15 protein-coding genes and 1 tRNA gene are annotated in these 14,705 nt (G+C 65.5%); 7 read left to right on the top strand and 9 right to left on the bottom strand.

Annotation, left to right across the window (positions count from 1 at the left end):
* Positions 1-16: 16 nt before the first annotated feature.
* Genes A7Q26_RS02050 through A7Q26_RS02080 form a run of 7 tightly spaced genes read right to left on the bottom strand, consistent with a single transcriptional unit; the run spans position 17 to position 7,853 of the window.
* Entirely contained in the window at positions 17-1,222 is a 1,206-nt protein-coding gene (locus A7Q26_RS02050) for a class I SAM-dependent RNA methyltransferase (RefSeq protein WP_066855833.1), read from the bottom strand.
* The gene (locus A7Q26_RS02055; RefSeq protein ID WP_066855836.1) at positions 1,219-2,610 is read right to left on the bottom strand and encodes a bifunctional ADP-dependent NAD(P)H-hydrate dehydratase/NAD(P)H-hydrate epimerase; all 1,392 of its coding nucleotides are present in this window, start codon (positions 2,608-2,610) and stop codon (positions 1,219-1,221) included. The genes A7Q26_RS02050 and A7Q26_RS02055 overlap by 4 nt, the downstream gene beginning before the upstream one ends.
* A complete protein-coding gene (locus A7Q26_RS02060; protein ID WP_066855839.1) occupies positions 2,607-2,981 on the bottom strand; it encodes a hypothetical protein in 375 nt (124 codons plus the stop codon). The genes A7Q26_RS02055 and A7Q26_RS02060 overlap by 4 nt, the downstream gene beginning before the upstream one ends.
* Positions 2,978-3,694: an N-formylglutamate amidohydrolase gene (locus tag A7Q26_RS02065; RefSeq protein ID WP_066855841.1), complete on the bottom strand. Its 717-nt coding sequence runs from the start codon at positions 3,692-3,694 to the stop codon at positions 2,978-2,980. Before A7Q26_RS02065 ends, A7Q26_RS02060 begins: the two co-directional genes overlap by 4 nt.
* Complete coding sequence (locus tag A7Q26_RS02070) at positions 3,691-4,572, bottom strand: 4-(cytidine 5'-diphospho)-2-C-methyl-D-erythritol kinase (protein ID WP_066855844.1); 882 nt, start codon at positions 4,570-4,572, stop codon at positions 3,691-3,693. Before A7Q26_RS02070 ends, A7Q26_RS02065 begins: the two co-directional genes overlap by 4 nt.
* Positions 4,559-6,181 carry a tetratricopeptide repeat protein gene (locus A7Q26_RS02075; RefSeq protein WP_066855846.1) on the bottom strand — a complete coding sequence of 541 codons (1,623 nt, stop codon included), beginning with the start codon at positions 6,179-6,181 and terminating at the stop codon, positions 4,559-4,561. The genes A7Q26_RS02070 and A7Q26_RS02075 overlap by 14 nt, the downstream gene beginning before the upstream one ends.
* 19 nt (positions 6,182-6,200) lie before the next feature.
* Positions 6,201-7,853: an electron transfer flavoprotein-ubiquinone oxidoreductase gene (locus A7Q26_RS02080; RefSeq protein ID WP_066855849.1), complete on the bottom strand. Its 1,653-nt coding sequence runs from the start codon at positions 7,851-7,853 to the stop codon at positions 6,201-6,203.
* A gap of 130 nt (positions 7,854-7,983) precedes the next feature.
* Between A7Q26_RS02080 and A7Q26_RS02085 the strand changes: the two genes are divergently transcribed.
* The 7 genes from A7Q26_RS02085 to A7Q26_RS02115 all read left to right on the top strand — a co-directional run bounded on the left by A7Q26_RS02085 (position 7,984) and on the right by A7Q26_RS02115 (position 13,160).
* Positions 7,984-8,715 (top strand): uracil-DNA glycosylase family protein, encoded by a 732-nt coding sequence (locus A7Q26_RS02085; RefSeq protein WP_066855853.1) that lies wholly within the window; start codon positions 7,984-7,986, stop codon positions 8,713-8,715.
* Positions 8,712-10,499 carry a lytic transglycosylase domain-containing protein gene (locus A7Q26_RS02090; protein ID WP_066855856.1) on the top strand — a complete coding sequence of 596 codons (1,788 nt, stop codon included), beginning with the start codon at positions 8,712-8,714 and terminating at the stop codon, positions 10,497-10,499. Before A7Q26_RS02085 ends, A7Q26_RS02090 begins: the two co-directional genes overlap by 4 nt.
* On the top strand, positions 10,499-11,026 hold the full coding sequence (gene moaB / locus A7Q26_RS02095; protein ID WP_066855860.1) for a molybdenum cofactor biosynthesis protein B: 528 nt from the start codon (positions 10,499-10,501) through the stop codon (positions 11,024-11,026). Before A7Q26_RS02090 ends, moaB begins: the two co-directional genes overlap by 1 nt.
* Before the next feature lie 78 nt (positions 11,027-11,104).
* Positions 11,105-11,869 (top strand): 4-hydroxy-tetrahydrodipicolinate reductase, encoded by a 765-nt coding sequence (gene dapB, locus A7Q26_RS02100; RefSeq protein ID WP_066856263.1) that lies wholly within the window; start codon positions 11,105-11,107, stop codon positions 11,867-11,869.
* Positions 11,870-11,874: 5 nt separating this feature from the next.
* Positions 11,875-12,522 carry an endonuclease III gene (nth, locus tag A7Q26_RS02105; RefSeq protein WP_066855862.1) on the top strand — a complete coding sequence of 216 codons (648 nt, stop codon included), beginning with the start codon at positions 11,875-11,877 and terminating at the stop codon, positions 12,520-12,522.
* Positions 12,523-12,622: 100 nt separating this feature from the next.
* A complete protein-coding gene (locus A7Q26_RS02110) occupies positions 12,623-13,009 on the top strand; it encodes a hypothetical protein (protein WP_066855865.1) in 387 nt (128 codons plus the stop codon).
* Between the two features lie 74 nt (positions 13,010-13,083).
* Positions 13,084-13,160, top strand: a tRNA-Arg gene (locus A7Q26_RS02115).
* Positions 13,161-13,367: 207 nt separating this feature from the next.
* On the opposite strand, the gene A7Q26_RS02120 is transcribed toward A7Q26_RS02115, so the two are convergent.
* Both A7Q26_RS02120 and A7Q26_RS02125 read right to left on the bottom strand, forming a co-directional pair.
* Complete coding sequence (locus A7Q26_RS02120; protein ID WP_157102422.1) at positions 13,368-13,661, bottom strand: hypothetical protein; 294 nt, start codon at positions 13,659-13,661, stop codon at positions 13,368-13,370.
* A gap of 75 nt (positions 13,662-13,736) precedes the next feature.
* Positions 13,737-14,627: an EamA family transporter gene (locus tag A7Q26_RS02125; RefSeq protein WP_066855869.1), complete on the bottom strand. Its 891-nt coding sequence runs from the start codon at positions 14,625-14,627 to the stop codon at positions 13,737-13,739.
* Positions 14,628-14,705 lie beyond the last annotated feature (78 nt).

Here is a 14,705-nt window from a genome sequence, read left to right on the forward strand (position 1 = left end):
TGCGGCGAGGGATTTTTTATCGCCGGAAGATGCCGACCAGTTCGACATGAGTGGTCCAGCGGAACTGGCCAACCGGCTTGACGCTCTCAAGGACGTAGCCCGCCGCCACCAGATGCGCCGCATCCCGCGCAAAACTGGCAGGATTGCAGGACACATAAGCGATCAGCGGCACAGCCGACTGCGCCAGTTGCAGCATCTGTTCGCGCGCGCCCGCGCGCGGTGGGTCCAGCACGACGGCAGCAAAGCGGTTCAATTCCTCCGGCGTCAGCGGTCGACGGAACAGGTCGCGATGGTCGGCCGCCAGCCGCCGCCGCGCCCGCGCCGCGCCGAGCTTGAGCGACAACAGGACGTCCCGCGCACCCTCGGCCGCATAGACCGGCCGCGTCTCGCCCAATGCCAGAGCGAATGTACCAAGCCCGCAGAAGAGATCGGCGACCGCACCCGTCTCCGGTAGCGCATCGCGCACTGCGCCGACCAGCGCCGCCTCGCCATCCGGCGTGGCCTGAAGGAAGGAGAAAGGCGGAAAGCTGACCGGCACCCCGCCGAAGCTGACCGTCACCGCCTCCGGCTCCCAGCGTGTCTGCGGCCCGTCGCCTTCGTCGATGGCCAACCTGGCCAGGCCATGCTCGCGCGCAAAATCGCCCAGCGCCTCATCCACCGCCAGCCCCGCGACTTTCACGCCCTCCAGCAACAGGTCGACACCCTGATCAGTCAGCGACATGCGGACATGCGCCGCCCGCTTGTCCGGCACGATCAGCCCGAGCAGTTCCCGCAAGGGCGGCAGCAGCCCGAACAGCCTGGGATCGAGGACCGCGCACATCTGCAAGTCTATCAGCTTGTGGCTGCCCTCCTCCGCAAAGCCGATGGTGATCCGCCTGCCCGCCCGCGCCGCGCGCAGCGATGCGCGCCGCCGCGTCATCGGCGGCGAAATATGGGCCGGCAGCACCGCGCCCGGCGTCACGCCCTGCCCGTCCAGCGCGCCTGTCACCCGCGCCGTGACGAATTCGGCATAGCTCGCCTCGTCCAGATGCTGGAGCTGACAACCGCCGCAGGCCGGGAAATGGTCGCAGGGCGGCACCGCATGATGGACACCGAAGACGACACTTCCATCGGGAGCGACCCGATCGCCCGGCGCGGTCAGAGGGAAGTGCCGGCCATCGGCGGTGACGCCGTCGCCCTTGGCGGCGACGCGGATGATGATGTCTGTTTCGGTGTCGGTCACAATCGCGCGGCGATAGCCGCTGGCAGCGTTCCAAGCAAATCATCCGCGACGAAGGCCGGCCCGGCCCGCCGCGCCGCATCGCCATGCAGCCACACCGCCTCGCACGCCGCGCGAAAGGAATCACCCGTAACGGCGAGCCTTCCGGCGGCCAGCCCCGCAAGCACGTCGCCGGTTCCGGCGGTCGAAAGCCAGGGCGATGCCCCGCTGGCCACGGCCACCCTCCCGTCGGGCGCAGCGATCACGCTGTCCGCGCCCTTGTAGACGACGATCGCCCCCGACGCCTGCGCCGCCGCGAGCGCACGGTCGATCTTGCTGCCGGGCAGGTCGCCGAACAAGCGCTGAAACTCGCCTTCATGCGGGGTCAGGATCGCACCAGCCGGAATGGCGCGCGCGCCTTGCTCGCCCAACAGGGTCAGCGCGTCGGCGTCCAGCACCATGGGATGACCGGCATCCAGCGCGGCATCCAGCCGCGCTCGTCCGTCCGCCTCCAGGCCGAGGCCAGGCCCGACCAGCACGACGTTGATCCGCTCATCCGCCAGCGCATCGGCAATGGCCTCGGGCCGTTCAGTCTGCCGGCTGACGATCGCGTGCGGTCCCGCCACCGGCCGATCCGCGGCGAAACGCCGCACCGTTCCGGCCCCTGAATGCGCGGCGGCGATGCTGGCGAGCAGGCTCGCGCCGGCCATCCCGCCACCGACCACGGCCACCAGCCCTCGATTATATTTATGCGCCTGCGCGACCGGCGCCTCCAGCAGCGGTGGCGCAAGCCGCTGCATGATGCCGGGCACCGCAATGCCTATGTCTGCCAGGATCAGGCGCTCTATCCGCCCTGCCGCCGGATGCAGCAGATGCGCGGGCTTATATGCACCCAGCGCTATACAGATGCCGAAAATCGGCACTGCCGACAATAGCGCGCCGCTGTCCGTCTCCACCCCGCTTGGAAGGTCTACGGCATGGGTCAGAACGGCTGCCTCCGCCAGCGCGCAGAGACGGGATGCGACCGTCGCGTCCAGGCTGCGCGTCAGCCCCGTACCGAAGAGCGCGTCGATCAGTTGCGTCGCCGGCGCGGCGCTCATCATATCCTCGACCGGCCCACCCCAGGCTGCGCGCGCCCGCTGGCTTGATACCGTCCGGCTTTCGCCCAATGCCGCGACCCGCACAGCCACGCCGCGTGCCCGCAACAACCGCGCTATGACGAAGCCATCGCCGCCATTATTGCCCGGCCCGCACAGAACCAGCGCGTCGCGCCTGTGCCCCGCTCGCCAGATGATTCCCGCCGCCGCCGCGCCCGCCGTTTCCATCAGGCTATATTCGTCGACCCCGGCGTCAAAGGCGGCCTGTTCCGCTGCACGCATCTGCGCCGCCGTCAGGATCGCCCAGCCGGTCATTGCCCGGCAATCTGCGCGGGCAGGCGATAGCGCTCGCCGCCCGTCGCCACCTCGATCTGGCGCCGTCCGCTGATCTGCACGCTGGCCCGCTCCGCCCCATCGGCCGCTTCCAGCCCGCGTCCGTCAGCGAGCAACCGGAAACGACGGAAGCCGCCATCGGGATGGCGGATCGTCAAGATATGGCCGTTTCGCTCGATCAGGCAGTCCCGCGCCCATTGTTCCGCATCGCCGGTGATGCAATCCGCCTTGCCGTCATTGACCGGCGGCGCTTCGGCCTGTGCGGCAGAGCCATTACTCCCCGTCTTGGCCGCATCCCCGTTGCACCCGGTCAGCGCCAGCAATGCGGCCGCCGCGATCACGCCCCGCGTCACGCCAGCCTGCTCCGACAGTCCAGCGCGATCGGCCCGATTATCTCTGCAAAGCGCCTCTGTCCGGCAGCGTCGCTCACCAGATCCTGCCGCATCTCGATACCCAGATAGGGAATGCCATTGGCCTCGGCATGACGGTTCATCGTCGCGTTGAGCAGCTGTCCCGAATAGGGCAGTTGGTCGCCCACCTTCAGCCCCGCCGCCTCCAGCAGCGGAATGGCGATCCGGGCCGCGCGATCGTCCTGATTATAGAGTATCCCGATGTCCCAGGGGCGCTCCTGCTCCGGATCGCTCGCCAGCCGCGGCGTGAAGCTGTGGACGGAGAGGATGAACGGCGACGTCATCTCATCCAATATCCGCCCGAGCTGATGATGATAAGGATGATGGAAACGCAACATGCGCTCCGGCAGGTCGGCGTCGCGATTGCCGGGAATGGCATGGCCGTCACTCATGACCGGCAGCAGGCCCGGCGCGTCCTCTTCGCGATTGAGGTCGATCACCAGCCGCGACACAGCGCCCAATATGGCCGTGCAACCCAGTTGCGCCGCCAGCAGTCCGCTGACCTCCGCCACGCCGATGTCGATGGCAATATGCGCCTCGAGCAGCGCCGGGTCGATGCCTAGGTGGATGTCGCCCGGCACATGCGCTGAGGCATGATCGGCGACGATCAGCAGGTCCAGATCCCCGCCGTCGATCCGGGTGAAGGCTTCGCTCATGCCCCCTTGATCCTCGTTTCCATCACCCACCATCGGGGATATTGCGAGCGGATGGCATCCGCCGCCTCCGTCCTGGCCGCCTCATCGTCGAACAGCGCGAAGCAGGTCGCGCCCGATCCCGACATGCGTGTCAGTAGCACGCCAGGCGCACGGCCAAGCACTGCCAACACCTCCGCGATCGCTGGCGCGACCGCAATGGCCGGCCGTTCCAGATCATTGCGGCCTGCCTTTATCAACGCATCAAGACTGCCGGCGTCCAGCGCGCCCCGGTCCACCCGATCCCACCCGGCAAAGATGCTGGCGGTCGAAACGCCGATTCCCGGATTGACCAGCAGCATCGACAGGCCCTCCAGCCCATCGACGTGATGCCGCGCCACATGCTCGCCACGTCCCGTCACCAGTTGCGTCACGCTCGCGAGGCAAGCGGGCACGTCCGACCCAAGGTCGAGGGCCAGTCCGGACAGTTCCTCAGTTTCGATCCGCACGTCCCACAGCCGCGCCAGCAAGCGCAGCGTCGCCGCCGCATCGGCCGATCCGCCACCGATCCCCGACGCCACCGGCAGAATCTTGGTCAGCCGGATGGTCGCCCCGCGCTGCTCGCCCAGATAGGATTGCAGCGCCCGTGCGGCGCGTATCACGAGATTGCCCGGCCCCGCGTCCAGTCCGGCGCCGAACGGCCCGTCGACCTGAAAATCGATGGCGCCATCGTCCGTGGCCTGTCCCTCCACCCGGTCGCCATGCTCGGCGAAGACGAACAGGCTTTCCAACGCATGATAGCCATCGTCGCGCCGCGCGCGCACATGCAGCGCGACATTCACTTTGGCATGGGCGGTCTCGGCAAGCGTTTCGGCGTCCGCCTCAACGTCAGGGTGCGGCATATTCGGGCTTCAATCCTTCCTCGCTTTTCGCCGCCAGCCGCGCCGCGACATCCCCTTCGGCATAGACGGCCGCAGCGTTCCAGGCGTAGCGCGCCTCATAACGTCGCCCGGCGGTCCATAGCGCATCACCCAGATGCTCGTTGATCGTCGGATCGTCGGGCGCGCCCGCCGCCGCACGCTCCAGCACCGGCACGGCCGCCCGCACATCCCCGGTCACAAATTGCGCCCAGCCAAGCGAATCCGTGATCGATGCGTCCTGCGGCTTGAGCGCGCTCGCCCGCTTGAGCAGCAAGAGCGCCTGTTCGACATTCTGCCGCCGCTCGATCTGCGCATAGCCCAGATAGTTGAGGATAACCGGCTCGTGCGGAGCGATCCTGGCCGCGCGTTCCAGCACGACCCGCGCCTCGTCCCAACGCTTGCCCTGCTCCAGCGCGCTGCCTTCGAAAAGGAGCAATGTCCAGGGCACGGAATCCTGCGGATAACCGGCCTGCGCCGCCTTGAACGCCGCTGCCGCCCCGGCGAAATCCCTCGCGTCAGCCAGCAGGCGACCGAGGCGGACATGGCGTTCTGGGTCTGCCCCTGGCTCGGCGACCAGCGTCCTTGCGAGCGTGATCGCGCCATCGCGGTCCCCTGTGCCCGCCATCGCACCGACCAGTTCGGCCTGCGCCAGCCCGGCATACCAGCCCCTGGCCGAAACATTGGCGGCTTCGGCAGCCGCAAAGGCGGGATAGCCTGCGGCCGTCAGCAGCCTGGCCGCAACGATATGGGCTTCAGGGTCGTGCGGGTCCGCAAATGTCGCAATGCGCGCGAGACGCACGGCCAGCACGAGGCCGGCATCATCCGAAGCGATATCCGCAGCCAGCCGCGTAAGAAGCCGCGCAAAGCCCTGAGCCGGGGTCAACAGCGCCTTTCGCCCCTTGCTGCCTTTGCCTCGCGCGATATCGGCCCGCGCCAATGCGAAATTCGCGTCATCGGCGGGCAACAGGGCCAGTGCCTCCGCCTTTGCGCCCCGCGCCGCCAATTGGCGTGCAAAACCCAGGCGCAGCATCGCCCCGTCGCTGACGCGCAGACCGATCGCCCGGCGGATCGCTGGCAAGGCTGCCGCGAGGTCATCACGCCCGATCGCCTGGAGCGCCATATGCTCATCCAGATAACGCTGGGCGAGCGTCGCGAACTGCTCCTTGCCCTCAATGACGGGCGCGGCATAATGTCCCTCGCCCAGCGAGATCCAGCTACGGACGATCGGCGCGAGAAAGGCGAAATTGCCCTCTTCCACGATCCGGTCGAGCAAGAGCCGGGCGCCCACCCAGTCCTTCCGAACCAGCGCATCACTGATCCGCAACAGGGCGCCGTCGCGCGGCAACATGCCCTGCGCGTCGAGCAGGACCGCCGAACGCATCGCCAGCGCCTGATCCCCGCTCTCCAGCGCCTGGGCGTAGGAGCGCCGCGCAATCTCCGCGCTGCCGGGATCGAGAGCGAGTGCGGCGCGATAATTGGCCACGGCGCTTCCAAGCGCGCCATTCCCGTCGGCCAGTCGCGCGCGCGCATAGGCGTGCAGCGCGCTGCCGGGATCGACCGACGCCCCGGCCGCAGCCGGGATCGTCAGCATCAGGATCGGGATCAGGCGCTTACATATTGGGATAATTTGGTCCTCCGCCGCCTTCCGGAACGACCCAGTTGATATTCTGGGTCGGATCCTTGATGTCGCACGTCTTGCAGTGGACGCAATTCTGCGCGTTGATCTGGAAGCGGGGCTCGCCCTCATCCTGACCCACCACTTCGTAGACGCCCGCAGGACAGTAACGCTGTGCCGGCTCGTCATAAAGGGGAAGATTGTAGCCGATCGGAATCGATGGGTCCTTCAACTGAAGATGGACCGGCTGGTCCTCCTCATGATTGGTGTTCGACAGGAACACCGACGACAACCGATCGAAGCTGATTATGCCATCGGGCTTGGGATAGACGATCTTCTCGCACTGTTCCTGGCGCCAGATCTTCTCGTTATCGGGCTTGTGTTTCATCGTGAAGGGCAGTCCGATCTTGAGCGTCCGCATCCACATGTCGATGCCAGCCAGAAGGGTGCCGATCGTGTTGCCGAACTTCGCCAGCAGCGGCTCGGCATTCTTCACCAGTTGCAGTTCGGTCGCGATCCAACTGGAACGCACCCGATCTTCATAATCATGCAGCACGTCGCGCGAGCGTTCGTCCAAAATCGCCTCGAACGCCGCCTCGGCGGCCAACATGCCCGACTTCATCGCCGTGTGCGTGCCCTTGATGCGCGGCACGTTCACGAAGCCCGCCGAACAACCGATCAGGGCGCCACCGGGGAATACGAGCTTGGGGATGGACTGCCAGCCGCCCTCGTTGATGACGCGCGCGCCGTAGGAGACGCGACGCCCCCCTTCCAGGAACCGGCGAATTTCCGGATGCTGCTTCCAGCGCTGAAATTCCTCGAACGGATAAAGATGCGGGTTGCGATAGCCCAGCCCGACGACGAAGCCGAGCGCAACCTGCCCGTTGGCCTGGTGATAGAGAAAGCCGCCGCCATAGGCGTCGGTCAGCGGCCAGCCCTGACTGTGGATCACCAGACCTGGCTGGTGCCTGGCAGGATCGACGTCCCACAATTCCTTCATGCCGATGCCATAGACCTGCGGCTCGCAATCCGCGTCGAGCGCGAACTGGCGCTTCAATATCTTGGTCAGGTGGCCGCGCGCGCCTTCGGCGAAAAACGTGTATTTGGCATGAAGTTCGAGACCCGGCTGATAATCCGGCTTTCGCTCGCCATCGCGACCGATACCCATGTCGCCTGTGGCCACGCCCTTCACGCTGCCGTCCTCATTATAGAGGATTTCCGCAGCGGCAAAGCCGGGGAAGATTTCGACGCCCAGCCCTTCGGCCTGCTCTGCCAGCCAGCGGCACAGATTGCCCAGCGACCCGGTGTAGGTGCCCTTGTTGTGCATCCAGCCTGGCGTCATGATGTGCGGCATGGACATCTTGCCGCCCTTGGTCAGCCACCAATGCTGGTTGTCGGTAACGGGCACGTCTGCCAGCGAGCAGCCCATGTCGCGCCAGTCGGGCAGCAATTCATCCAGCGCCTTGGGATCGATCACCGCGCCGGACAGGATGTGGGCGCCTATCTCCGACCCCTTCTCCAACACACACACCGCGAGTTCCTGACCGGCTTCGTTGGCCAGCTGCTTCAGCCGGATCGCCGCCGACAGGCCAGCCGGTCCCCCACCCACAATAACGATGTCATAAGGCATCGATTCCCGTTCGCTCATTCATCCCTCCTCCTGGCGATCAGCAGGCTGCACCCTGTGTTTCCAACCGCCGCATTACTCCAACACTTTGCCATCGAAGGCGATGAAGCAGCTTGACCCGATCGTCAACCTCTGGCCCTAGTTGTTTGCGATGCGGGGATTAGTGCAGGACAATGCGGCACTGGCCGCCGACGCCTATATGGCGTGGTGGCAGTTGGCCGGCGTGGAGAGCGCCGTAGCGGAGGTGCCGCATCATTGGCTGCGCCCTGCCCCTCCGGCCGTTTCGACGTTCCAGCCTTCCCCGATGACCGACATCGCGCCGCAGGCCAAGGCCCGCGACCTCAAAGCCTTTCATCTGTGGCTGGAATCCGAATCGGGGCATCCCGAACGTCGCTGGCCGTCGCGACCCATCTATCCCGCCGGCGCCGCCGACACGCCGTTGATGGTCATTACCGATATGCCCGATCCCGCTGATCTTGATGCGGGCACCTTGCTGGTGGACCGGGCCGGCGCACTGTTCGACGCCATGCTCGGCGCGATCGGCCTGGACCGTTCGCGGACCTATATCGCCTCTCTGTTTTTTGCTCGCCCTCCCGGCGGCATGGTGGAAGCGGCCGATCTGGCCAATGCCGCCGCGCGGATGCGTACCCATGTCCATCTTGCCCGCCCTCGCCGGCTTCTGCTCCTGGGGGACAGGACGATACGCGCATTATTGCCTACAGACGGTCAGGCATCGACGAATAGTTTACGTAATTTTAATCATGATGGCGGCATCCTTCCCGCCGTCGCCACATTCCATCCGCGCCTGCTGCTCAGCCAGCCCGCGGCGAAGGCGGAATGCTGGCGCGCCCTGCAAAGCCTGATCGAGGAAGACCGTCCGTGATTCGTGCCGCGACCCGCTTGTCCATGCTGGCCATGCTGGCCATGGGAACCGCTGCCGTCACCCAGGCCGCCGCCGAGACCGCCGAAACATTGCCGGCCCTGCCCAGCCTCAAGTCAGACGCCTCTCCGCTCGACCTGAGCGACGGCGACAAGGCGCGCTACAATGCCGTCTTCGCTGCACTGCGCGCGGAAAAATGGGCCGATGCCAGGGCGATGATCCAGACGCTCGACACGCAGGATGCCATGCGTTCCGTCGCGCTCGCCGAACTCTATCTGGCCCGCAATTCGCCCAGGGTCGAACTGTTCGACCTGCTGGACCTAGTCAACAGGGCGCCCTGGCTGCCCAAGGCCGACCAGTTGTCCCGCCTCGCGCAGAAACGTGGCGCGACGATGCTGCCCAGCCTGCCGCAGATCCAGAAGATGGTCTGGCTAGGCTCGGCCCCGCGTCGCCAATATGTCGCGGCCACCAGGACGGATGTGCTCGCCCAGACGCTGGCCGGGCAGATCCAGACCTATGTCAAGAATGACGATCCGATCGGTGCCGAAGGACTGCTTGCCGCCGGCGAAGCGGGCCTGACGCCCGAAGGCCTGACCGAAGTGCGCCAGCGCGTCGCCTGGGCCTATTATATCGAAAATGACGACGCCAATGCCCGCCGAATGGCGGCCCGGGCGCTGGACGCCCGAGCCGGAGGCGACTGGACGGTCCAGGCGCATTGGACGACGGGACTTGCATCCTGGCGCCAGAATGATTGCCGCGCGGCTGCGCCGGCCTTTGCCAATGTCGCCGCGTTGGCCACGGATGCCGACATGCGCTCGGCGGGCGCCTATTGGGCGTCGCGGGCCTATATGGTTTGCGGCGAAGCGGACAAAGTCTCGAATTACCTGAAGCTTGCCGCGCGTTCCGATGAGACTTTCTACGGCCTGCTCGCCAAGGAATCATTGGGGCTGCCGCTGGGTGGCGCGCCCGTGGCGAGCCGCTTCGGCGCGCTGGAATGGCAGAAGCTGAAGGACAGTCCCAATGCTCGCGCCGCCATCGCCCTCTCGGCGATCGGTGAAAATGGCAAGGCCGACGAACTTCTGCGTTATCAGGCGAAGATCGGTGGAAGCGAGCAATATGACGCATTGCTGCGGCTCGCCAGCGCGCTCAACCTGCCCGCGACCCAACTCTATCTCGCCCATAACGGGCCGGCCGGAACCCAGCCGGGCCGTTTCGCCCGCTTCCCCGCGCCCGACTGGCGGCCCGATGGCGGCTGGCGCGTCGATCCTTCACTGATCTTTGCCCATACGCTTCAGGAATCGGGCTTCCGCACCGATGTCGTCAGCAGTGCGGGTGCTCGCGGCCTGATGCAGGTTCGCCCCGGTACCGGCAGCGACATGGGCCTGGCGTCGGCGGCGCAATTGTTCGTACCGTCGACCAACATGGAATTTGGCCAGCGCTATCTGGAGGCCTTGCGCGACATGAGCGCCACTGGCGGCCTGCTGCCCAAGGTAATGGCGGCCTATAATGCCGGGCCACTGCCTGTCGAACGCTGGAATAGCCAGGTCAAGGACAAGGGCGACCCGCTGCTCTTCATGGAGTCGCTGCCCTATTATGAAACCCGCGCTTATGTGAACATCGTCATGCGCAATTACTGGATGTACCAGATCCAGGCAAAGGGCAGCGCGGACTGCCTGACCGGCATGGCACAGGGCTTGTGGCCGACCTTTCCCAATGCAAAGGGCGTGAAGCTGGTGCGCCTGAGCAAGGCCGACGGCCGCGCCTCCATGGGTGGCGGCTCCGACTGATGCCCGTCGATGAAAGCCGGACCTTTCTTCCCGTCCGGATCGCGCTCCTCACCGTTTCCGATACGCGCGGCCTGGCCGAGGATCGTTCCGGTGATGCACTGGTCGAGCGGCTCGAAGGCGCGGGTCATATTCTCGCCGCGCGCCATATCGAAAGGGACGACAAGCCCGCCATCGTCGCCCGGCTGCACGCCTGGATCGACGATCCGCAGATCGACGTCATTCTGACCACCGGCGGCACCGGCGTGACCGGCCGCGACGTGACTCCCGAAGCGCTGGCCCAGGTGCAGGACAAGGAGATCCCCGGTTTCGGCGAGCTGTTCCGCTGGCTCAGCTATCAGAACATCGGCACGTCGACGATCCAGTCCCGCGCCACCGCCTGCGTCGCGCGCGGCACCTATATCTTCGCCCTGCCCGGTTCGACCGGCGCGGTAAAGGACGCTTGGGACGGCATTCTCGTTTCCCAGCTCGACAGCCGTTTCCGGCCCTGCAATTTCGTCGAATTGATGCCGCGCCTCACCGAACGCTGACGGTTGCGCCCCTGCGGGGATGACAAAGCCGTGCTGCTCTGGCATCGCGCCCGCCATCATATTGGGATAGCCAGCATCATGACCAACATCGGGATATTCGGAGCCGCCGGCCGCATGGGCCGAGCCATCGCAAGCGTCGCGGCAGACGCCGGCATGGGTATAGCGGGCGGCACGGGTCGTGACGGAAGCGGCGAAATCGCGCCGGGTGTCGCCATCTCCGCCGATCCCCTGGCGCTCGCCCAAGCAAGCGACGTGCTCATCGACTTCTCTGTTCCGGGCGCGCTCTCCGCCCATCTCGACGCCTGCATCGCGGCGCGGAAGCCTATCCTGGTCGGCACGACGGGGCTGGAGCCGGTTCACCATGCGCTGATTGACGAGGCGGCCAGGATCATTCCGGTGCTCCAGACCGGCAATACATCGCTGGGCGTCAATTTGCTGGCGGCGCTCGTGGAGAAGGCGGCAGCCGGCCTTGGCGACGACTGGGACATCGAGATTGTCGAAATGCACCACCGGCACAAGGTGGACGCGCCGTCAGGCACGGCCCTGCTGCTGGGCGAAGCCGCAGCACGCGGCCGTGGTATCAACCTTTCCGAAAAGAGCGAGCGAGGTCGCGACGGCATCACCGGCGCGCGCGCGAAGGGCGCGATCGGCTTTGCGGCGCTGCGCGGCGGATCCGTCGCAGGCGACCATCAGTTGATCTTCGCGACCGAAGGCGAACGGATCGAACTCGGCCATCGCGCGGAAAACCGGACTATTTTTGCCCGTGGCGCGATCAAGGGTGCACAATGGCTGGCGGCTCAGGACGCGGGCAGATACGATATGAAGGGCGTGCTGGGCCTCTGACGCGCATGAACAAGGCCCAGATATTCGATTTTTTCAGCCGCCTGGCGGAGGCCAACCCCGCCCCGCGGACCGAGCTCGAATATGGCAACGACTATCAGTTGCTCGTCGCGGTCGTGCTGTCCGCGCAAGCCACCGATGTCGGCGTCAACAAGGCGACGCGCGCGCTGTTCCGGGAAGTCGAAACGCCGCAGCAGATGGTCGATCTGGGCGAAGAAGGCCTCAAGCAGCACATCAAGACGATCGGCCTGTTCAACGCAAAGGCGAAAAATGTCATCGCCTTGTCCGAGATACTGGTGCGGGATTTCGCCGGCGAGGTGCCACAGGATCGCGACACGCTGACCACCCTGCCCGGCGTCGGGCGCAAGACCGCCAATGTCGTGGTCAACACCGCCTTCGGACAGGAGGCGTTCGCGGTCGATACCCATATCTTCCGCGTCGGCAACCGAACCGGTCTGGCGCCGGGCAAGACGGTGCTGGCCGTCGAGCAGAAGCTGGACAAGCGCGTACCGGGACCGTTCCGCCGCGACGCCCATCACTGGCTGATCCTGCACGGCCGCTATGTGTGCAAGGCGCGCCGCCCCGAATGCTGGCGCTGTATCGTTGCGGACCTGTGCCGCTACAAGACCAAGACTCCCGCTCCCAAGACGGCCTGAAGCCCCTCCGTTATCGCCCGGTTCAGCCGCACCATGTTAGGGACGAGACGGAATTTGGCGCTCCATGTCGTCGAGTCGGCATATCATGAGGAGAGAAATCATGTCTGTCCGCACCCCGGCCCGCTTGGCCTTGGGCGTTGCCTTGACCCTCAGTGTCGCGCCGGCCGTCGCCAAGGACGCGCCCGATCCCTATGTAGCCAAGGGCGAAGCCACCAACTGCATTCCGATCCGCTCGATCCGGTCCACCAATGTGCGCGACGACCGGACGATCGACTTCGTCATGAACAGCCGCAAAATCTATCGCAACACGCTGCCGAGCAGCTGCCCCAGTCTGGGCTTCGAAAAGCGCTTTTCCTACCGAACCAGCCTGTCCCAGCTCTGTTCGGTCGATATCATCACGGTCCTGTGGAACGCCGGCCCTGGTTTGCAGCCCGGAGCCAGTTGCGGGCTGGGCAAATTCCAGCCGATGGAAAAGGCTGCGAAATAAGATCATCGTCAGATGATTTTGGTGCTGGCGCAGTCCGATGGACTTTGCTAACCGCCCCTTCTGACCCGCGTCACGCACCCATAGCTCAGCTGGATAGAGCGTTGCCCTCCGAAGGCAAAGGCCAGAGGTTCGAATCCTCTTGGGTGCGCCATTTTCCAATTACTTAGCTACTCCCGTGTGAGCCAGAAAATGGCCGGCATGTGCGGCTATGTGTAGCCTGCGCTCAATTTCTACGGTTGAAAGCCACCAATGTCTCGCCTTGGAAATAGGGTTGATGATGCGCGTCAAGCTCGATGGTTCCCGCCTCCACTTTTGCGCGAACCATGTCCGCAGATGCGGGGTATGACCCCGGCCAGACTTACGTTCCTGTAGCTTGTTCCGAACTTCCGCAATTGCCATCGTCAATGTCGATGATGCGCCGTCCCTTGTCGTCGATAACGAACCCTACATCGCTGCGCTGGCCGCGCCGCTTGCCGGTCTTTGAGGTGGCCCTTGTCGTTGCGGCCTCGAGGGTCGCCATCAAATCGTCGACATCGAAGATGCGCCAAATCGCGCCGATATGACTGACATTCATGCCCTGAGAAGCAATGGATATCTTACCCGCCGCAAACTGACAGACCGGACGCACCGGCATCGGAGCAGGTGGCTTCATGGCCGGATTTGGCTATCAGATCCTTATCGATACAAGCATGATCGGTCGCCCAGCCGCCTCGAACCGCCCGCACCTCTATTGCGGCGCATCCTCGATCACCGGCTTGTGCCCGGCGGTCAGAGCGCTGCCCGCCGAAGCAGCCATTACGCAGACGATAGCGGCCCACTGCAAGGGCGTCAGCCGCTCGCCCAGGACGATGAAGCCCGCAAGCGCGCCCACGGCCGGCGCCGAACTCAACAGCAGGCCGAATACCGGCGCAGACAAACGGCGCATCGCCTCCATCTCCAGCGAATAGGGCAAGGCGCTCGACAGCAGGGCGACGGCGAGGGCGACCATCAGCACCCAGGGGGAAAGCAACCCCGCGCCTGCATCGACCAGGCCGACCGGCATGACGAGGATCGCGGCAACCAGCATCCCCCAGGCGACCGCGTCGCCGCCCAGCGCCCCCGAGACTCGCTTGCCGGTCAGGATATACAGAGCCCAGCAGACCGCCGCGCCGCAGGCGAAGCCGACACCCAGCGGATCGAGGGGCGCATCTGTTCGCAGCGGCAGCAACAGCAGAAGCCCGGTCACTGCCGCGCCAAGCCAGAGAAAATCGCGAGGCCGGCGCGATCCGAACAGGACGATCGCCAGCGGGCCGGTCACTTCGATCGCGATGGCGATACCCAGTGGAATGCGCGCGAAAGCCTGATAGATCAGAAGGTTCATCAGACCCAGAGTGGCGCCATAAGCGATCAGCGGCCAGCGCGCTTCGCGGGGAATGGGCCGACCCCAGGGACGGCGAAAGAGCAAGAGCAGGATCGCGGCAAGTCCGATGCGCAGCCCCGCGACGCCTTTAGCGCCGACTAGCGGGAACAATGTCTTGGCAAAGGCAGCGCCCAGACTCATCGAAAAGAGCGAGAGCAGCACCGCTCCGGTTCCCGCCAGCGCGGCGGCGCGCGCCCGGTTGCCATCGTCCCCTGTCATAATCGGAGCGCTATAGCCGATCCGCCCGCGAGTGCGAAACCCTTCCGGTTGCATAGCGCGCGAACGCACTTGCAGGAA

Origin of the sequence: Sphingobium sp. TCM1, from assembly GCF_001650725.1 — a bacterium.
Classification (GTDB): Bacteria; Pseudomonadota; Alphaproteobacteria; order Sphingomonadales; family Sphingomonadaceae; genus Sphingobium.